The following is a 19225-nucleotide window of genomic DNA, read 5'->3' on the forward strand; positions in this document are numbered from 1 at the left end:
GCCTTTCTAGCGAGCCTTACTGGAACGTCATATCCAAGCACTTGGAGATGTCGGAGCCGAGGCCGGAGGAGATGGTGATGCAGCCGCGGACCTTTTGCGCGGTGACGTCGGCCGCCCATATCGAATAGCCGCCAGGCCCGAAGAACGAGTTGGTATTCGGCGGCTCGGTCTCGGTCGCATCGAAATCGTAGCGGCCGTCGGTCTCGAAGATGCGCGGCTTCTTGGTGCAGCCGCCGTCGGTCTGCACGTTGATGACTTCCTTGTTGTCGCGGGTCAGCGCCAGCGAGACCTGACAACGGAAATATTCCGAGGTCTTGGTGTTGAAGAGATAGGTGTAGGACTTGCAGGTCGCGGTGTTCAGCTTTCCCGGGGCAAGGCCGCGGCTACAGGAAATCCGCTGGTTGTGGCTGAGCTGGTAGTCATCGGCATGGGCGACGGGCGCCAGCATCACCAGCAACGCGGCGGACAGGCAAATTTTTATGACATGGTTCATTCGAATCATCCCTACCCAATCTCTTTGTCGAATTGCGTTCTAGACGGAAAGCGGAACATAGTCGCGAGGGGACGAAGGGAAAATCACAAACTGCTAGTCAGGATGTGATTGGGCACGACGACCCGTTGGACGGGACGTGGTGCGTTGCGATCGAGGCGCGTCTTGACCGGCAAAGACCGTTCGTGATTTGTTCGGAACGGCAGCCAAGTGGTTATGGGGAGGATGAGGATGACTGGATTTCCAAGGAAGGCCTTGATGGCCGCGGCGATGCTTGGGGCGCTCGCCGCGCCAGCCGTCGCGCAGACCGCCGCGACGCCGTGGGAGCTAAAGCCCGACATGGGTTATGCCTATGACAAGGAAGGCAAGACCTTCTCCTACAAGATGGGCACCAGCAATGCCGGCGACCTCCTGAAGGGCGCCAAGAAAGTGCCGCGGGGCACGCTGTTCTTCATCGGCCAGAACGGCCAGCTCTACATGCGCACCGGTCCGTACCTCGAGGGCGACGGGCGATTCAAGTTCGGCCCGGATCAATAGGAGCGGCGAGGCGACGCCATATATTCGGTGTCATCACCCACGAAAGCGAAAGCGGGGCATCCAGTACGCCGCGGCTTCTGTGTACCCTCACCGGCCCTGGGATACTGCATCGCCCGCCTTCCGCGGGCGATGACTGAGAGAAATGAGGGGGCGCAGCTCCAACAATCTCGTCATTGCGAGCGCAGCGAAACAATCCAGAGTCTCTCCGCGGCGACATTGCTGGATGGCTTCGCTACGCTCGTAATGACGGAATGTGCGGGGCAGCTCACCTCTTGCCGCCGACATGTTCCAGCAGCGCGAGTAAGCCCTTCAGCAATTCCGTTGGCGAGGGCGGGCAGCCCTTGACGTGCAAGTCCACCGGCACGACGTCGGAGACGCCGCCGACGCAGGCGTAGCTGCCTTTGAAAATGCCACCATCAGCGGCGCAGCCGCCCGCCGCGACCACCCACTTCGGATCGGGCGTGGCGTTGTAGGTGCGCTCCAGCGCCTGCCTCATGTTCTTCGTCACCGGACCCGTGACCAGCAGCACGTCGGCATGGCGCGGTGAGGCGACGAAGCGCAGGCCGAAGCGTTCGATGTCATAGAAGGCGTTGGAGAGCGCGTGGATCTCGAGCTCACAGCCATTGCAGGAGCCGGCATCGACCTGGCGGATCGCGAGCGAGCGACCGAGCTTGGCCTGCGCCGCGCGATCGACCTTCGCCGCAAGTTCCGCAAGCGCGGCCTCGTCGGGCGCAGGCGCGGGCTCGGTCAGCGATCCATGCGTGAGGCTTTCGAGCAGAGTCTTGCGCATGGCTTAGAGATCCACGCCCGAATAGGAACAGTTGAACGACTTGTTGCAGAGCGGGAAGTCGGCGATGATGTTGCCCTCGATCGCGGTCTCCAGCAGCGGCCATTGGAACCAGGAGGCATCGCGCAGGTGGCAACGCTGCACGCGCAGCTCGGTATCCAGCCTCAACCAAACCAGCACGTCGCCGCGAAACGCTTCCGTCACAGCCAGGCCTTCGCATTCACCGTGCCCGGCCGGCAGCGCGCTCCTGATCTCGCCCGGCGCCAGCAGGTCCAGGATCTGCGCAATCAGTGCGACGCTCTGCTCGACCTCGCGGATGCGGATCCAGACCCGCGCATTGACGTCGCCCGCCTCGAGCATCGGCACTTCGAACGACAACCGATCGTAGGGGGCGTAAGCAAGCATGCGCCGCGCATCGAAATCACGCCCCGAGGCGCGGCCGACATAGCCGCCGGCGCCGAACTGCCGCGCATACTCCGTTTTCACCATGCCCGTGGTGACGGTGCGGTCCTGAAGCGACGCCGTATTGTCATAGAGCTCGATCAGACGCGGAAACACCTTGGTGACTTCGGCAAGCAGCGTGCGCAGTGCCGCAACGCCGTCCGGCGCGATATCACGCGTCACGCCGCCGGGCACGATGATGTCCATCATCAGGCGATGGCCGAACGCGACATTCGCGGCACGCAGGCAGCGCTCACGCAAAATGCCGGTCTGGGCATGCATCAGCGCAAAGGAGGCGTCGTTGCAGATCGCGCCGATATCGCCGAAATGATTGGCGAGCCGCTCCAGCTCCGCCATCAGCGCCCGCAAATGCGTCGCGCGCGACGGCGCTTCGATGTCGAGCGCCGTCTCCGCGGCGCGCGCAAAGGCGAAGGCGTAGGCGACCGCGCTGTCCCCCGACGTGCGATTGGCGAGTTTTGCCGCGGCCTCGAGGCTTGCGCCCTGCATCAGGGATTCGACGCCCTTGTGGGTGTAGCCGAGCCATTGCTCGAGCCGCACCACGTGCTCGCCGTTGGCGGTGAAGCGGAAATGGCCCGGTTCGATGATGCCGGCATGAACGGGGCCGACCGCAACCTGATGCAGCGCCTCGCCTTCGGCCGGCAGAAACTGATACGGGACCGCCTCGCGCGGCGCGTTGCGGCTTCCAAGTGGGAACGATTCTCCCCAGACGTGGTGATCGAGCCATGGCCGCATATCGTCCGCGCCGATTGGCGTCAGTCCGAACAAGTCGTGGATGGCACGCTCCAGCCGCAGCGCGGGCGGATGATGGCGAGCGACGCTCGGGAATGCGCCGGCTGCACATCCGTAACTGACGACCGCGAGCTCGGCGACGGCTTCATCGAGCAGCGCCATGTGGACAGCGGTCGGCTCCCCCCAGAAGCCGAGCAGCGTCAGGCGGCCTGCGGCCAGTTGGTCGATTGCGGCCCGCCAGCCGGCTTCCACCACGACGACACGCGGCCAGGGCCGATGCGATGGCACTGCGTGAACATGGGGGATGCTGTCGAGGATGCCCATCGCCTATCCCAGCAGCTTTGCGACGTTCGTAAAGCCGGTCACCAGGACCGGCGGCAGATAGATGCCGGCCATAGCGACCAGCGCCAGATGCGTGAACATCGGCACATAGGAGGCGTCCGCCGGAGCAGTCTTGCCCCTGGGCTCGCCGAACATCACGACGCCGACCCGCAGCAACAGCCCGCCGAGCGCGATGATGATGCCGAGCACCAGGATCGCGGTCACCCATGGCGCGCGAGAAAAGGTCGAACTGATGACCAGGAACTCGCTCATGAAGATGCCGAGCGGCGGCAGGCCGACGATGGCGATGACGCCGAGCATCAGGCCCCAGCCGAGCACGGGGTTGGTCACCGTAAGGCCGCCGATGTCGGCGATCTTCTGCGTACCCTTAACCTGCGCGATATGGCCAACCGCGAAGAAGATCGCGGATTTGGTCAGCGAGTGCATGGTCATGTGCAGAAGGCCGGCGAAATTCGCGAGCGGCCCGCCCATACCAAAGGCAAAGACGATGATGCCCATGTGCTCGATCGAGGAATAGGCAAACATGCGCTTGATGTCACGGCGGCGATACAGCATCAGCGCCGCGAAGATCACCGAGATCAGGCCCATCGTCACCATCAGCGGTCCCGGTGCAATCGCCGCGGAATTGACCGCGAGCATCATCTTGAAGCGCAGGAGCGCGTAGAGCGCGACGTTGAGCAGGAGGCCCGAGAGGACCGCGGAGATCGGCGTCGGGCCTTCGGCATGCGCGTCGGGCAGCCAGGCATGCAGCGGCGCGAGGCCAACCTTGGTCCCGTAGCCGAGCAGCAGGAAGACGAAGGCGACATTCAGCAGCGCCGGGTCGAATGCGGCGGCGTGCTGCACCAGCACAGTCCACACCATGCCGTCGAGCCCCTCCCCCACCGCCGGGCGCGCCGCCATGTAGACCAGGATTGTACCGAACAGCGCCAGCGCAATTCCGACGCTGCCGAGGATGAAATATTTCCAGGCGGCTTCCAGCGCCTCATGGGTGCGGTAGATGCCGACCATCAGCACGGTCGTCAACGTTGCGACCTCGACTGCAACCCATATCAGGCCGATATTGTTGGCGACGAGTGCGAGGTTCATCGCGAACATCAGCGTCTGGTACATCGCGTGGTAGAAGCGCAGGAAGGCTGGTGTCAACCGTCCGGTCTCGATCTCGTGGTGTATGTAACTCGCGCTGAACACGGATGTCGTGAAGCCGACGAAGGTCGTCAGCACGATGAAGACCTTGTTGAGGTCGTCGAGCAGCAGATATTGGCCTGACGTCGGTTCGATCACGAATAGCGACAGCGAGGTTAGGAAAGTCGCAAGCGCTGCAACGACGTTGAGCTTTGCCGTCAAGAAGTAGCCGGGCAGGATCGCGAGCAGCGCCGCCGAGACGGCCGGGATCAGCAGGATGACACCAAGCGCGTCGACCGTCATCGCCGCTCTCCCCTGAACCGGTCGAGTGCCTGCACATCGACGCTGTCAAAGCGCTCGCGGATACGGAACAGGAAGATGCCGATCACGATGAAGGCGATCAGCACCGAGAAGGCGACGCTGATCTCGACGACGAGTGGCATGCCCTTGGCGCCGGTCGCCGCCAGCACGAGGCCGTTCTCCAGCGACATGAAACCGACCACCTGGCTCACGGCATTGCGCCGCGTCACCATGATCAGGAGCCCGAGCAGCACCACCGACAAGGCGAAGGCGAGATCCTCCCGCGCCAGCGCATCCGCGCCCGGCGTGACCCGCAGCATCACCACCATCGATAGCGCCACGAGGCCGATGCCGGCCATCATGGTGAGCCCGATCCCGATCACGTTCTCGATCTCGCGGTGAATGCCGAGCCGCCGGATGATCCGGTGCAGCGCCACCGGAATGATGATGGCCTTGAAGACGAGAGCGATCAGCGCGGTGACATAGAGATGCGGCGCGGCCTGCACGTAGGCCTGCCAGGCCACCGACAGCGCCAGCACGCCGGCGTGCAGCGCATAGACGTTGAGCAGCGCGTAGAGCCGGTCCTGGTAAAGCAGCATGAAGCTCGCCAGCACAAGCGAGCCGGCGAGCAGGTGGGCGATGTCGAATTGCAGGCTGCTCATGTCTTACAGGCTCCCCGACACGAAGCGCAGCAGGGTCGCGAGCAGCGCCAGCATCAGCGCCGCGCCCAGGAATTCAGGGATACGGAAAACGCGCATCTTGGCGATCGACGTCTCGAACAGCGCAAGCAGGAAGCCGCATAGTCCAAGCTTGCCGAAATAGAGCAGCGCGCCGACGCCGAGCGCTCCGATGCCGGCGTCCGCGGTCGCGGCGCCCCAAGGCAGAAACACGCAGGCGATCAGGGAGACGTAGAGCAGAAGCTTGAGCTGCGACGACAGGTCGACCAGCGCGAGATGCCGTCCGGAATATTCCAGCACCATCGCCTCGTGCACCATGGTGAGTTCGAGATGGGTGGCGGGATTGTCGACGGGGATGCGGGCATTTTCGGCGAGCGCCACGATGGTGAGCGCGACCAGTGCCATCCCCAGCGAGACGCGCAGGCCCACCAGGCTCGATCCCATATATTCGGCGACCGTGGAGAGCTGGGTCGAGCCGGCGATCATCGCGACTGCGAACACCGTCATCAGGATGGCGGGCTCGGCCAGGGTTGCGATCATCACCTCGCGGCTGGAGCCGATTCCGCCGAAGGCGGTGCCGACATCCATGCCGGCAAGGGCCTGGAAGAAACGGGCGCTGCCGAGCAGCGCAATGATGGCGATGAGGTCGGCGCTCCAGGAGAACAACAGGCCGTTCCCGAAGGTTGGCACCAGCGAGGCCGCTACCCAGGTGCCGGCGAACATCAGATAGGGAATGACGCGGAACAGCCAGGAGGCGTTGTCCGCGAGCACGACATCCTTGCGCATCAGGCGCACGAGGTCGCGATAGGGCTGAAGCAGCGGAGGCCCGCGCCGGCGGAGCAGCCGCGCCTTCACCTTGCGCACGAAGCCGGTCAGCAGCGGAGCGAGCAGGAGCACCAGCAGCATCTGCACTCCTTGCGAGATGATGTCGCGCAGCGCGGTCATAGGGCCACCACCAGGAGCAGCACGATCAGCGCCACGAAGACCAGGGTCAGATAGCGGCGGATGGTGAGGAACTGGAGGACGTTGATGTGCTCGGTGGCGAAGCCAATGCCCTTTGCGATCGGCGCGTAGAGCGCCTCCCAGATCAGGTCATGCAGCTCGACGGTGAGCCGCGCTGGCGCGGGCGAGGACGGCGGTGGCATCTCGCCGATCTCGCGCGCGGCGAAGATGACACTGCCGAACACGCGGCGGATCGGCTGCGAGAAGCTCGAGGCCGAATACTGGATCGCGGGGTTGGGGTCGGGATAGCCGCAATCCCAGGCAGGGGCGCGGCGCAGCCGGTCGGAGGCGAGACGATGAATGGCTGTCGCCGCCGCGGTGCCGCTGAGCGCGGCAAACAGGAACACCAGAAGTCCATTATAGGAGCTGCGGCTTTCCGCGATCGGCACGATCGTGAGCCATTCCAGCCCGGTCTGATGCGGCATGACATTGCCGACCATGGCCTTGCTCACCGGCGCCAGCGCATCGATGAACAGGCCCGGCAGAATGCCCGCAATGAGGCAGAGCGCCGCGAGCGCGAACATCGCGGCCAGCGAGAAGCGATCGGTCTCATGCGCAACCGCTGCGACGTCCGAGCGGGGACGGCCGAGGAAGCCGATACCATAGAGCTTGACGAAGCAGGCGGCGGCGAAGGCGGCGGCCAGCGCCAGCAGGCCGCCGACCGCGGGGATGGCGAGCTTAAGGCCCCAGGACGGTAGTTGCGGCGACAGCAGTATCGCCTGAAACGTCAGCCATTCTGAGACGAAACCGTTGAACGGCGGCAGCGCCGAGATCGCGACGCAGCCGACCAGCACCGCGAATGCCGTCTTCGGCATGCGATGGATCAGCCCGCCGAGCTTCTCCATGTCGCGCGCGCCGGTCGCTTCCAGCACCGCGCCGGCACCGAAGAACAGAAGACTCTTGAACAGCGCGTGGTTGAAGACGTGCAGCATCGCCGCGGTGAAGGCGAGTGCCGCCACCCAGTCGACCCCCTGCGCCTTGAAGGCAAGCGCAAGACCGAGGCCGGTGAAGATGATGCCGATGTTCTCGATGGTCGAATAGGCCAGCACGCGCTTGATGTCGCGCTGCATCAGCGCATAGAGCACACCCAGCGTCGCGGTAGGGCCGCCGACCAGCAGCACCACCATGCTCCACCACCATTCCGGCTCCGGCAGCAGGTCGAAGACGATGCGGACAAAACCGTAGACGGCGACCTTGGTCATCACGCCGCTCATGAGGGCCGAGACGTGGCTGGGTGCGGCGGGATGGGCGAGTGGCAGCCAGGCGTGCAGCGGTACGAGGCCCGCCTTGGAGCCGGCGCCGAGCAGGACGAGGATCACCACCGTGCCGGCGAGCGCGGCCGGGGGATGCGAGGCGCGGATTGCATCGAAATCGTAACCTGCACCACTGGCGAGCAGGCCGAAGGCGAGCAGCAGCGCCAGCGTGCCGAAGCTCGCCATCAGGAGATAGACATAGCCGGCGCGGACGTTGTCCGTGTCACGATGATGCGCCACCACCAGCGCCCAGGAGGTCAGCGACATGAACTCCCACGCCACCAGGAAGCTGAAGGCATCGTTGGCGAGCACGACCGTGTTCATGCCGGCGAGATAGGCCGGATAGAACGGCAGCACGCGGCCGGGAGATTCTTCATGCGCGCCATAGCCGAGCGCGAACAGGCTCGCGGCTGCGCCACCAAGATTGATCACGACCAGGAGGAAAGCCGACAGTGCATCCAGACGGAAGTGAGCCCCCAGCCAGGGCAGGCCTATCGGCAGCGTCGTGCCCAACGCCGGATGGGCGGGATCGAGCAAGTACACGAGCGCGACGATGCAGAGCGTCGCAGTGACGACGAGGCAGCCGCCATAGAGCACGATCGAACCGCGCGGACGCGTCGACAGCGCGATCCCGACCGGCGCCAGCGCCAGTAGCAGTGCCACCGACCATAGCGCCACCGAGATCATCAGAGCTCCCGGGTTGCGAGTTGTGCGCGTGTCGTCATTTGTTGTCCTCACCCGCGCTCTGATGGGATTTCAGCCGCACGCCGCGGCCGCTTCCGGTTGAGGGCGCGCCCTCGCCGATCAACTCGATGCCCGCGACCGCGAGCGCCTCGACCAGTTTCATCAGGGAATCGACGTTGCCGCGAATGACGCCCTCGGAGGCCTCCATGCGCTGGATCGTCGGCAGCGACAGCGAGCAGCGCTGCGCCAGCTCGCGTTGGTCGATCCCGAGCAGGGCTCGAGCGGCCCGGAGCTGCGCGGCGGTAATCATTGGAAGCGGCTCCATTGCAGGTGCCATGATTGATAAGGCAAGCGTACAGCATCTAAAATGATGTATCAAGCATCAATATTGCTGCATTGAAAATCAGGATGTGAATCGCCGTCAGCTGCAATCTCGTCGCGACCCCTTAACGTGAAATTCGCTGCAACTTCAGGAAGCTGCCTGCGCGGACGGCAGATCGTGGAGACCATTCACCGGCCTCTGCTCTAATGCTTTCCGCACTTGAAGGGGGCGAAGACACATGGAGGATCGCGACAGTCAGGTCGCCGACGCCGGCGGGCTCAGCTCGCTCGCCTTGGACGGACTGCTCGAGCAGGCCGTCAACAATCTTTGGCTCGGCATCATCCTGTTCAACCGGAGCCGCGAGGTCATCTACTGCAACCAGCGCTACATGGACATGTACGGCCTTGGGCCGGACGAGGTGCGGCCGGGCACGCCGGTCAGCAACCTGATCCAGCATCGACTCAAGCTCGGATTGAAGGTCCGTGGAAAGGCCGATGACTATGTTCGCGCCCGCACGGAGCGCACGATCGTCAGGGAACGAGCGGTGCAGGAATTCGCGGACGGGCGGATCATCGCCTATACCGTCCACCCTCTACCGGACGGCGGCGGCATGGCGACCCACGAGGACATCACCGAGCGCGAGGAGCTCAGCGCGCGACTGCAACAGCGCAACATGCAGTTCGACATCGCGATCAACAACATGTCGCACGGTCTGTGCTTCTTCGATGCCGATCACCGGCTGATCGTGTGCAACAAGGACTTCATCGACATGTACGGACTGCCGCCCGAGCGTGTCCGTCCCGGCACGCCCCTGTCAGACATCGTCGACATGCGCTTTGAGGCCGGCAGCGTGCCCGCGATGTCGCGCACCGAGTACATGAAATGGCGCACCGGCGTCGTCGTTTCAGCCGAGCCCGTCGACAGCATCGTCGAGATGCGAAACGGGCGCACCTTCAAGATCCGCCATCGCCCGATGCCGGACCTCGGCTGGGTGGCGACCCACGAAGACATCACCGAGCAACGGCAGACCGAGCTGAAGATCGCGCATATGGCGCATCACGACGCGCTGACTGATCTCGCCAATCGCGCCCTGCTCAACCAGCGGCTCGAGCAGGCGTTCGCATCGCAACAGATCTTTGCCCTGCATCACATCGACCTCGACAAGTTCAAGTCGGTGAACGACACGCTGGGCCATCATGCCGGCGATGCCCTGCTCAAGGGCGTGAGCGAGCGTCTACGGCGCCTCGTTCGCCCGGGCGACACGATAGCCCGGATGGGCGGCGACGAATTCGTCGTCCTGCAGACCCCGATCAGCGAGGCAAGCGAAGCAGGCACGCTGGCGCAGCGCATTATCGGCCAGATGAGCGCGCCGTTCGAGATCGACGCACAGCAGACGATCGCTGGGGCAAGCATCGGCATCGCCATTGCGCCGGCCGATGGAGCAACACCCGAGCAATTGCTGCGTAACGCCGACCTTGCTCTCTACCGGGCCAAGAGCGACGGCCGGGGAATGTACCGCTTTTTCGAGCCGGCGATGGACGAGCAGGTGCAGAGCCGCCGCGCATTGGAGGTCGATCTGCGCAAGGCGCTCGCTAGTGGCGAATTCGAGCTTCACTATCAGCCGCTGGTAAGGAGTCACAGCGGTGCGATCAGCGGCTTCGAGGCGCTGATCCGCTGGCAGCATCCGCAGCGCGGACTGATCCCTCCGGGCAGCTTCATCCCGCTTGCCGAGGAGATCGGCCTGATCGTGCCGATCGGCGAGTGGGTGATCCGGCAGGCCTGCATGACGGCCAGCCGATGGCCAAAGCACCTCCACGTCGCCGTCAACATATCGGCCGTACAATTCCGCTACGCCGGCCTTGCCGAGGTGATCGTCGGCGCGCTTGCGGCCGCGGGGTTGGAAGCCAGTCGACTCGAAATCGAGATTACCGAGAGCGTCCTCTTGCAGGACAAGGAGGGGACGCTCGCCACGCTGCACCGGCTGCGCGAGCTCGGAACCCGGATCGCGATGGACGATTTCGGCACCGGCTATTCGTCGCTGACTTATCTGCAATGTTTCCCGTTCGACAAGATCAAGATCGACCGCTCGTTCGTGCGCGACATCGCCACCGATGCCGGATCACTCAACATCGTGCGGGCGATTGCTGCGCTCGCAAGCGGGTTGGGAATGACGGCGACGGCGGAAGGCGTCGAAACGCGCGAGCAGCTCGACCGGATCGCTGCCGAAGGATGCACTGAGATGCAGGGCTATTTGTTCAGTCGCCCCCTGCCCGCAGCGGAAATCGAGCGCCGCTTCCTGTCCCCGGAAGCGCCCACCTTGCCCGACCGGTTCGCTGCGGCGTAATCGCCTCCAGCCGCATCGTCTCTCTCTCCGCACGCACTGCTGCGTTCCCTCCCCCCTTGCGGGGAGGAAGCGCTGGGGGCCAAGTGGGGAGAACGAAGCCTCAGTAAGTTCAGGGAGAAGTCATCGCGGCGTGAGATCACTCGCGCGTCGGAATGACGTGAAGCCTCAAAACTCGTTGGCGATCTTGGACAGCATCGCGATCAGGGACTCGCGGTTGGCCCCGCCCAACAACTCGTTCAGCCGCGCCTCGTGCTTGGTGGCGACGAGCTTTTTGGCGCGGGACAGCACGGCCTTGCCCTTGTCGGTCAAGACCAGGATGTGCGAGCGGCGGTCGTTGGTGGAGCGGATCCGCGCGCAAAGATCGCGGCTCTCGAGATTATCCAACATGGCCACGAAATTCGGGCGCAGAATGCCGAGCGTGGAGGCGATCTCGGTTTGATTGCGGCCTGGATTCTTCTCGACCAAAAGTAGCACGGAGAACTGCGCCGGCGTGAGCTGGAGCGAGGCCATGCAGCGCAGGAAGTTCTCGAATACCTTGAGCTGGGCGCGTTTGAGCACGTAGCCGAGCTGTTCGGAGAGTTCGCCAAGCTGAAGGGCCCCGCCGGCATCATCAAGCGCGTCCTTGCGCGCCCTGGCCGCCTCCGCTCCCTTAGCGGTTGCTTCCGCCGATTTTTCCGCCGCCTTGGAAACGGTCATCGCCTGTTGCTCGCAATCCCGTTAGATTTGGATCCGGTGTTCCCCGGCCCTTGAAGTTATAATCGATAATTGTTATTGACCATACCAAATATCGTCAGCGATTTTCAATGGCTGTGAGGGACGATTCACCGCGAAAGCGGGATCGGCCCGGATCTTAATAAGGGGGAGCGTCCGGTCTTGAATACCACCATCCTGCTGTTCCTTATCCAGGACGGCATCACCAACGGCGCGATCTACGCGCTGCTCGGACTAGCGCTGGTGCTGGTATTCGCGGTCACCCGCGTGATCCTGATCCCGCAAGGCGAATTCGTCACCTATGGCGCGCTGACCTATGCCTCGCTCGCCTCTGGGCAGATGCCTGGCACGGCCAAGCTTGCGCTCGCGATGGGCCTCGTCGCCTTCGTGTTCGACCTGTTCGCGGCGCGCAAAGCACTGCACGGGCGGCTGATCCTCCGCACCTTTCTCACCAACATCGCGCTGCCGGGAATCGTGCTGGCGGCAACCCTCTACTTCGCCGGCCAGAAGCCTCCGGTCGCGATCTCGATGGCGCTGTCGCTCGTGATCGTCGCGCTGATCGGCGTGTCGCTCTATCGCATCGTGTTCCAGCCGCTGGCGCACACCTCCGTGCTCGTGCTGCTGATCGCCTCCGTCGGCGTCCATCTCGCGCTGCAGGGCCTGGGTCTTCTGTTCTTCGGCGCCGAGGGCCAGCGCGGCCCGGCGGTGCTGTCGACGGCCTTTACGCTCGGCACGCTGCGCTTCACCGGCCAGAGCATCACGGTCTACGGCATCACCATCGCCTTCATCGTCGGCCTCTGGCTGTTCTTCGGCTTCACGCGCTACGGCAAGGCGCTGCGCGCGACCGCCGTCAACCGTTTGGGTGCGCGGCTGGCCGGCATCCGCACCTCGCTGTCGGGGCAGATCGCCTTCCTTCTGGCATCCGTGATCGGCGCGCTATCGGGCATACTGATCGTCCCAATTACAACTCTCTACTACGACAGCGGCTTCCTGATCGGCCTGAAAGGCTTCGTCGCCGCGATCATCGGCGGCCTCGTCAGCTATCCCCTGACGGCAATCGCGGCGCTCTTTGTCGGCATCGTCGAGGCGTTCTCGTCCTTCTACGCCAGCAACTACAAGGAGGTCATCGTCTTCATGCTCCTGATTCCGGTGCTGCTGCTGCGCTCGCTCGCAGCCCCCGCGGTCGAGGAAGAGAAGGACTGAGCACGATGAACGACCGGCTTCCCATTCTCGTCTTCGCCCTTGTCATGGCGGCGATCCCATTCATTCCCGGCATGCCGCCGTTCTGGATCGTGCTGCTGGACAATATCGGCCTCGCCGCGCTGGTCGCGATGGGCCTCGTCCTGCTCACTGGCGTCGGCGGTCTCACCTCGTTCGGACAGGCGGCCTTCGTCGGCTTCGGCGCCTATACCACGGCAGTGCTGTCGACGGCGTATGGCCTGTCGCCCTGGCTGACCTTGCCGCTCTCGCTGCTGGTCAGCGGCCTGCTCGCGGTGCTGCTCGGGCTGATCACGGTCCGCCTGTCGGGCCACTATTTGCCGCTCGGCACGCTCGCCTGGGGGCTCGGGCTGTTCTATCTCTTCAGCAAGCTCGAATTTCTGGGACGCAACGACGGCATCTCCGCGATTCCCCCGCTGTCGATCGGCACGTTCAAAATGCTCTCACCCGGCTCGATCTACTACGCGATCTGGGTTGCGGTGATCGTCTCGGCGCTGCTCACGATGAACCTGCTGGACTCCCGCACCGGCCGCGCCATCCGTGCGCTCAGGCGCGGGCATGTCGCTGCCGAAGCCTTTGGCGTGCAGACGCCGCGCGCAAAGCTGCTGGTGTTCATCCATGCCGCGGTGCTCGCAGGTCTCTCCGGCTGGCTCTATGCGCATCTCCAGCGCGCGGTGAATCCGACGCCGTTCGGCGCGCAGGCCGGCATCGAGTATCTCTTCATCGCGGTCGTCGGCGGCGCCGGCTATGTCTGGGGCGGCGTGCTTGGCGCGGCGATCGTCGTCGTCCTGAAGGAAGTGCTGCAGAGCTATCTGCCGCTCATCCTGCCGGGCTCTGGCCAGGTCGAGACCATCGTGTTCGGCATCATGCTGGTGGCGCTCTTGCAGCTCGCGCCCGGCGGCGTCTGGCCGTGGCTGATGTCGTTCATGCCGCAGAGGGCTGGCGGTAGGAAGCCGGATACCTCGCTGACCCTGCCGGCGCGCGTCCGCGCGCCCGGCGAGGCAAGCGTGCTGCTGCAGGTGGAAAAGGCGCGAAAGCAGTTCGGCGGCGTGATCGCCGTGAACAATGTCTCCTTCGATGTCCAGGCCCGCGAGATCGTTGCGCTGATCGGTCCGAACGGCGCAGGAAAGAGTACGACGTTCAACTTGATCACCGGCGTGCTGTCGGCAACATCAGGCTCGATCTCGGTGCTCGGCAAGAAGGTCGACAAGGCGCCGCCGCAGGAGATCGTCAAGCTCGGAATTTCCCGAACCTTCCAGCACGTGAAGCTGGTGCCCGATATGACCGTGCTGGAGAACGTCGCGATCGGCGCGCATCTGCGCGGCCATTCCGGCCCGATTGCCTCGATGCTGCGGCTCGACCGTACTGACGAGGCGCGGCTGCTGGCGGAAGCCGCGCGCCAGATCGAGCGCGTCGGCTTGGGCGAGCAGATGCATCAGCTCGCAGGCTCACTCTCGCTCGGACAGCAGCGCATCGTCGAGATCGCACGCGCTCTGTGCGTCGATCCGATGCTGCTGCTGCTCGACGAGCCGGCGGCTGGCCTGCGCCACATGGAGAAGCAGCAGCTCGCAAGGCTGCTGCGCGACCTGCGCGACGGCGGCATGAGCGTCCTCCTGGTCGAGCACGACATGGGCTTTGTGATGAATCTCGCCGACCGCATCGTGGTGCTCGATTTCGGCACCAAGATCGCCGAAGGCACGCCCGCCACGATCAAGACCAATCCCGAAGTGATCAAGGCCTATCTCGGAGTGGCGGCATGAACGCGCTGTTGTCAGTCGCCGACGCGCATGTCGCCTATGGCAAGGTCGAGGCCGTGCGCTCGGTTTCGCTCGAGGTCGGTCAAAACGAGATTGTCACCATCGTCGGCGCCAACGGCGCCGGCAAGACCACGCTGCTCTCCGCTGTCATGGGTATCCTGCCGCTGAAGGGCCGGGTTACCTTTGCCGGGCAGGACCTCGCACGGCTCGACATCGAGGACCGCGTCGCGATGGGTTTGGGGCTCGTACCGGAGCACCGCGAATTGTTCGTGACCATGAATGTCGAGGACAATCTGGAGTTAGGGGCCTTCCGTATCGAGAAGAGCAGGGCGAAAAGCTCGATCGAGCGCGTCTACGCGCTGTTCCCGCGACTGAAGGAGCGGCGCAAGCAACTCGCTGGCACGCTGTCCGGCGGCGAGCAGCAGATGCTCGCAATGGGCCGCGCGTTGATGGGAGAGCCAAAACTGCTGATGCTGGACGAGCCGAGCCTGGGCTTGGCGCCAATCATCGTTGCCGACATCTTCCGCATCGTCACCGAGCTGCGTGCCAGCGGCGTCTCGGTGCTGCTGGTCGAGCAGAACGCACAGGCCGCGCTGAAGATCGCGGACAAGGCTTACGTGATGGAGCTCGGCGAGTTCGTGCTTTCCGGCAAGGCCAGCGACGTCGCCGCCAATGAGCGCGTCGCGGCGAGCTATCTCGGCTTCCAGCACGAAGGCGCGAGCGCGCTGTAGTCTTGCGATGACGCCCACGAGCGCATCATCCGCACCGCTGTCATCGTCCGCCTTGTGCGCAATTGCGCACTGGAGCGGACGATCCGGTATCTCAGTGGCGGCTGTACTTGAACCGAAACGGCGTACTGGATCTCCCGCCTTCGCGGGGCATGACAGCGAAGAATGCGACGAGATTCGCTCTTAAAGGCCTGCCGCCTTCTCTCCCTTCAACGCCGCCACCTCCGCTTCGAGCTCCGCAATCCTTGCATCACGCGCGGCGAGTGCTGCGGCGACATCCGCCGCGTCGAATTTCTGCGGGATGTGCTGCGGGCAGTTGGTGTCCCAGGCGGCGATCTTGAACACGATGACCTGCTCGGGGCGCGCTTTGTAGCCTCTTGGCATCAGCGACTGCGTCAGCGCGGGATCGTCCTCCACCACGCGCGCTTCGCCCCATATCTTCACCCTGCGGCGATGGGCGTAGTCCATCACGAAAATATAGGCTTTTGGATTTTCGGAGAGATTTCCTTGCGTGAGATACTGTCGATTGCCAGCGTAGTCGGCGAAGGCAAGCGTCTGCTTGTCCAGCACCTTCAAAAAACCCGTCGGGCCGCCACGGTGCTGAATATAGGGCTGGCCGTCGGCCGAGGCCGTGGCGAGATAGAAACTGTTGGCATCGCCCAGGAACGCCGCGAGGTTTTCGTCGACCTCGGTGCGCCAACCGCGCTGCTCGGCGTGGGAATACGCCTCGCGCGACCCTTTTCGCGTCTGAATCAATTTGACTGCTGGGGTGAAGGCGACGTCGCTGGCGTAGGTGCGGGCGGACGGCATCGGAGCATCTCCAGGAAACTGACGCGTTAGCGTTCTCACACCGAAAAGTGGCCCCCTTTCGGTCCAAAACAATCGACCTGCTTGACACTTCATCATTGCGATATATGCAATAATAGCGATGGACCGGCTCGAGGCCATGCACGTCTTCGTCACCGTCGCCGAGATGCGCGGCTTTGCGCCGGCGGCGCGCAAGCTGCGGCTGTCGCCGTCGGCGGTGACCCGCCTGATCGCTTCGCTGGAGGAGCATCTCGGCGCGCGGCTGTTGCAGCGGACCACGCGCTCCGTGACGCTCACCGACGTCGGCACGCGCTATCTGGAGCGCGCGCGACGGATCCTCGCCGATGTCGAGGAGGCGGATGGCTCGGCGCGCGCAGAGCGAAACCGGCCGAGCGGGCGGCTCGTGGTCTCCGCGCCGGTGGGGTTCGGCCGGCTGCATGTCGGGCCCGTGATGTCGGCGTACCTGAAGCGCTATCCGGATGTCACCGGCGAATTGCGGCTCTCCGACCATATGATCAACCTCATCGAGGACGCGGTCGACCTCGCGGTACGCATTGGCCACCTCGCCGATTCCTCGCTGGTCGCGCGGCAGGTCGGCGAGATGCGACGGATCGTGGTTGCCTCGCCCAACTACCTCAAGCGCCATGGCGAACCGAAGTCGCCGGAGGCACTGCTTCAGCACCGAACCATCCAGTTCGGCCCCGCCACCAACTGGCTCTTCTCGCGCGATGGCCGCGATATGGAGGTCACGCCGAGCCCGCGCTTCATCAGCAACAGCGCCGATGCGGTGCTGCAATATGCCGAACAAGGTGGTGGGGTGACGCGGGTGCTGGCGTATCAGGCCGCCGATGGCCTGAAGCGCGGGCGCTTGAAAATCGTGCTCGCGAAATTCGAGCAGGCGGCCTTGCCGATCCACATCGTCTACCCGACCTCGCGGCTGCTCTCCGCCAAGGTGCGCGCCTTCATCGATCTCGTGGTGGAGACGACGAACTGGCGGTTTGGATAACTCTCGTATCCCGGATACAGCGCACCGTGTCCGGGACACGAGATCGCTCACTCCTTCTTCGGCACCACGCGGAACGTGCCGTTGGCCCGCGCGATGACGATGTCGTCGGCCTTGACCAGACATTGCGCGAAGCAGATCGTGCTGCCGGTCTTGATCACCTCACTCTCGACCGCACACCACTGCCCGATCTCGGCTGCGCCGACATAGTCAACGGCGAGCGAGATCGTAACGAACGAAGTCGTCCAACCCGTTGCCTGCGCACAGCTATAGCCCATCGCGGCATCGGCCAGCGCTGCAATCAGGCCGCCGTGAATGAGCCCGCGCGCATTGGTGTGCGGCTTTGCCAGCCGCAATCCGACGACCACGGCCTTCTCGGCGCGCTTGGAATAGAGCGGCTCCCAGGGATCGGTGAGCGGGCTTTTGCGGAAATGCGGCTCAAAGCCGTCGGGAATCCCGGTGGTCGTCATGTGCGTCTCGCATCGTTAGCTGCCACCATTGAACGCGATGGACGTGACGGATGCACCACCTACAAAGTTTTAAACGACATTTGCGCGGACGTTTGAATTGACTGCTGGGCCGTAGGGTAAGCAAAGGCGCATCGCGCCGTGCCCACCATCTCTCCGCGATTTGCGACAGAAGTGGTGGGCACGCTTCGCTTTGCCCACCCTACAAGCTACAGATCAGAACGGCAGCCCCACGTAATTCTCCGACAACGACGTCATCGCAGCCTGCGACTGCGTAACGTAGTCGAGCTCGGCGAGCTGGATGCGAGCGCCGATGGTGCCGGTGTCGGGGAACTTGTGCAGCATGGAGGTCATCCACCAGGAGAAGCGCACTGCCTTCCAGACCCGCGCCAGCGCTGTCGTGGAATAGGCATCAATGCCCGCGCTCGATTTCTCGTCGTAATATTCACGCAAAGCGGTCGCGAGGTAATGCGCGTCGCTCGCGGCGAGGTTGAGCCCCTTGGCGCCGGTCGGCGGCACGATGTGGGCGGCATCGCCGCACAGGAACATCCGGCCAAAGCGCATCGGCTCGGCCACGAAGCTGCGCAAGGGCGCGATGCTCTTCTCGATCGAGGGACCCGTCACGAGGCTGTCGGCCGCCTCCTGGTCGATCCGACGCTTCAACTCGTCCCAGAAGCGATCATCTGGCCACTGGTCGACGTGATCGTCGAGCGAGCACTGAACATAATGCCGGCTGCGTTTGGTCGAACGCATGGTGCAGAGCGCAAAACCGCGGGCGTGGTTGGAATAGATCAACTCGTGACTGACCGGTGGCGTATCGGAGAGGATGCCGAGCCAGCCGAACGGATAGACCCGCTCGAACTCCTCGATCGCCGAGGGCTTGATGCTGGCGCGGCTGACACCATGGAAGCCGTCGCAGCCGGCGATGAAGTCGCAGAGAATCTCGTGCGTAATGCCATCCTTCACGTAGGTTACGCGCGGGTGACTGCCGTCGAAATCATGCGGCCGCACGTCTTTGGCCTCGTAGACCGAGGTCAGCCCCGCCGCCTTCCGCACGTTCATCAGGTCGAGCGTCACCTCGGTCTGGCCGTAGATCATGACCGTCTTGCCGGTCGCAGCCTTCATGTCGATGCGGTGACGGCGGCCGGAAAATGCAAGCTCGATGCCCTCATGCAAGAGGCCCTCAGCATGCGCGCGCCCTCCCGCGCCGACCTCATCGAGTAGCGCCACGGTTCCCTCTTCGAGAAGGCCGGCGCGGATGCGCCCGAGCACGTAGTCCGGGCTCTGCCGTTCGAGAATGACATTGTCGATGCCGTAACTGTGCAGCAATTGGCCAAGCAGCAGTCCCGCCGGCCCGGCACCGATGATTGCGACTTTTGTCCGCAATACTTGCTCCTCCCGATCCTGTAGGGTGCGGCGCGAGCTTGCTTGTCGCGATCGCCCGCGCGCGATAATTATATCATATAACGTTTGAGCAAAAGGG

General features: G+C 64.0%; 18 protein-coding genes. 6 read left to right on the forward strand and 12 right to left on the reverse strand.

Annotated elements, in window-relative coordinates; genetic code table 11:
• Positions 1–16: 16 nt before the first annotated feature.
• The gene (locus SO139_RS10435) at positions 17–493 is read right to left on the reverse strand and encodes a hypothetical protein (protein ID WP_498540014.1); all 477 of its coding nucleotides are present in this window, start codon (positions 491–493) and stop codon (positions 17–19) included.
• Between the two features lie 228 nt (positions 494–721).
• On the opposite strand from SO139_RS10435, the gene SO139_RS10440 reads away from it, so the two are divergent.
• Entirely contained in the window at positions 722–1027 is a 306-nt protein-coding gene (locus SO139_RS10440) for a hypothetical protein (protein WP_449379380.1), read from the forward strand.
• 265 nt (positions 1028–1292) lie between these two features.
• On the opposite strand, the gene SO139_RS10445 is transcribed toward SO139_RS10440, so the two are convergent.
• From SO139_RS10445 to SO139_RS10475, 7 genes are read right to left on the reverse strand one after another with little or no spacing between them, the layout of a single operon-like run.
• The gene (locus SO139_RS10445) at positions 1293–1817 is read right to left on the reverse strand and encodes an NADH-quinone oxidoreductase subunit B family protein (protein ID WP_449379381.1); all 525 of its coding nucleotides are present in this window, start codon (positions 1815–1817) and stop codon (positions 1293–1295) included.
• A 3-nt stretch (positions 1818–1820) separates the two neighbouring features.
• A complete protein-coding gene (locus tag SO139_RS10450; RefSeq protein WP_474799469.1) occupies positions 1821–3329 on the reverse strand; it encodes a hydrogenase large subunit in 1509 nt (502 codons plus the stop codon).
• A gap of 3 nt (positions 3330–3332) precedes the next feature.
• Positions 3333–4772, reverse strand: a complete 1440-nt coding sequence (locus tag SO139_RS10455) for a hydrogenase 4 subunit F (RefSeq protein WP_449379383.1) — start codon at positions 4770–4772, stop codon at positions 3333–3335.
• Entirely contained in the window at positions 4769–5431 is a 663-nt protein-coding gene (locus tag SO139_RS10460) for a hydrogenase-4 component E (RefSeq protein ID WP_027521310.1), read from the reverse strand. The genes SO139_RS10455 and SO139_RS10460 overlap by 4 nt, the downstream gene beginning before the upstream one ends.
• 3 nt (positions 5432–5434) lie before the next feature.
• Entirely contained in the window at positions 5435–6391 is a 957-nt protein-coding gene (locus SO139_RS10465; protein ID WP_449379384.1) for a respiratory chain complex I subunit 1 family protein, read from the reverse strand.
• The gene (hyfB, locus tag SO139_RS10470) at positions 6388–8388 is read right to left on the reverse strand and encodes a hydrogenase 4 subunit B (RefSeq protein WP_449379385.1); all 2001 of its coding nucleotides are present in this window, start codon (positions 8386–8388) and stop codon (positions 6388–6390) included. The genes SO139_RS10465 and hyfB overlap by 4 nt, the downstream gene beginning before the upstream one ends.
• Positions 8389–8422: 34 nt before the next feature.
• Complete coding sequence (locus SO139_RS10475; RefSeq protein ID WP_449379386.1) at positions 8423–8695, reverse strand: helix-turn-helix domain-containing protein; 273 nt, start codon at positions 8693–8695, stop codon at positions 8423–8425.
• 250 nt (positions 8696–8945) lie between these two features.
• On the opposite strand from SO139_RS10475, the gene SO139_RS10480 reads away from it, so the two are divergent.
• Entirely contained in the window at positions 8946–11051 is a 2106-nt protein-coding gene (locus SO139_RS10480) for an EAL domain-containing protein (protein ID WP_498540015.1), read from the forward strand.
• Between the two features lie 165 nt (positions 11052–11216).
• Here SO139_RS10480 and SO139_RS10485 read toward each other — a convergent pair whose 3' ends face one another.
• Positions 11217–11747: a MarR family winged helix-turn-helix transcriptional regulator gene (locus tag SO139_RS10485; RefSeq protein ID WP_449379388.1), complete on the reverse strand. Its 531-nt coding sequence runs from the start codon at positions 11745–11747 to the stop codon at positions 11217–11219.
• Between the two features lie 177 nt (positions 11748–11924).
• On the opposite strand from SO139_RS10485, the gene SO139_RS10490 reads away from it, so the two are divergent.
• Genes SO139_RS10490 through SO139_RS10500 form a run of 3 tightly spaced genes read left to right on the forward strand, consistent with a single transcriptional unit; the run spans position 11925 to position 15468 of the window.
• Entirely contained in the window at positions 11925–12965 is a 1041-nt protein-coding gene (locus SO139_RS10490) for a branched-chain amino acid ABC transporter permease (RefSeq protein WP_449379389.1), read from the forward strand.
• A gap of 5 nt (positions 12966–12970) precedes the next feature.
• On the forward strand, positions 12971–14740 hold the full coding sequence (locus tag SO139_RS10495; protein WP_449379390.1) for a branched-chain amino acid ABC transporter ATP-binding protein/permease: 1770 nt from the start codon (positions 12971–12973) through the stop codon (positions 14738–14740).
• The gene (locus tag SO139_RS10500) at positions 14737–15468 is read left to right on the forward strand and encodes an ABC transporter ATP-binding protein (RefSeq protein ID WP_474799473.1); all 732 of its coding nucleotides are present in this window, start codon (positions 14737–14739) and stop codon (positions 15466–15468) included. The genes SO139_RS10495 and SO139_RS10500 overlap by 4 nt, the downstream gene beginning before the upstream one ends.
• Positions 15469–15648: 180 nt before the next feature.
• On the opposite strand, the gene SO139_RS10505 is transcribed toward SO139_RS10500, so the two are convergent.
• Positions 15649–16275 carry a pyridoxamine 5'-phosphate oxidase family protein gene (locus SO139_RS10505; protein ID WP_449379392.1) on the reverse strand — a complete coding sequence of 209 codons (627 nt, stop codon included), beginning with the start codon at positions 16273–16275 and terminating at the stop codon, positions 15649–15651.
• 118 nt (positions 16276–16393) lie between these two features.
• On the opposite strand from SO139_RS10505, the gene SO139_RS10510 reads away from it, so the two are divergent.
• Positions 16394–17278 carry a LysR family transcriptional regulator gene (locus SO139_RS10510; protein WP_474799476.1) on the forward strand — a complete coding sequence of 295 codons (885 nt, stop codon included), beginning with the start codon at positions 16394–16396 and terminating at the stop codon, positions 17276–17278.
• A gap of 47 nt (positions 17279–17325) precedes the next feature.
• Here SO139_RS10510 and SO139_RS10515 read toward each other — a convergent pair whose 3' ends face one another.
• Both SO139_RS10515 and pobA read right to left on the reverse strand, forming a co-directional pair.
• A complete protein-coding gene (locus SO139_RS10515; protein WP_474799478.1) occupies positions 17326–17745 on the reverse strand; it encodes a PaaI family thioesterase in 420 nt (139 codons plus the stop codon).
• Between the two features lie 213 nt (positions 17746–17958).
• On the reverse strand, positions 17959–19128 hold the full coding sequence (gene pobA, locus SO139_RS10520; protein ID WP_449379395.1) for a 4-hydroxybenzoate 3-monooxygenase: 1170 nt from the start codon (positions 19126–19128) through the stop codon (positions 17959–17961).
• Between the last annotated feature and the right edge of the window lie 97 nt (positions 19129–19225).

Source organism: Bradyrhizobium sp. UFLA05-89 (assembly GCF_059803475.1).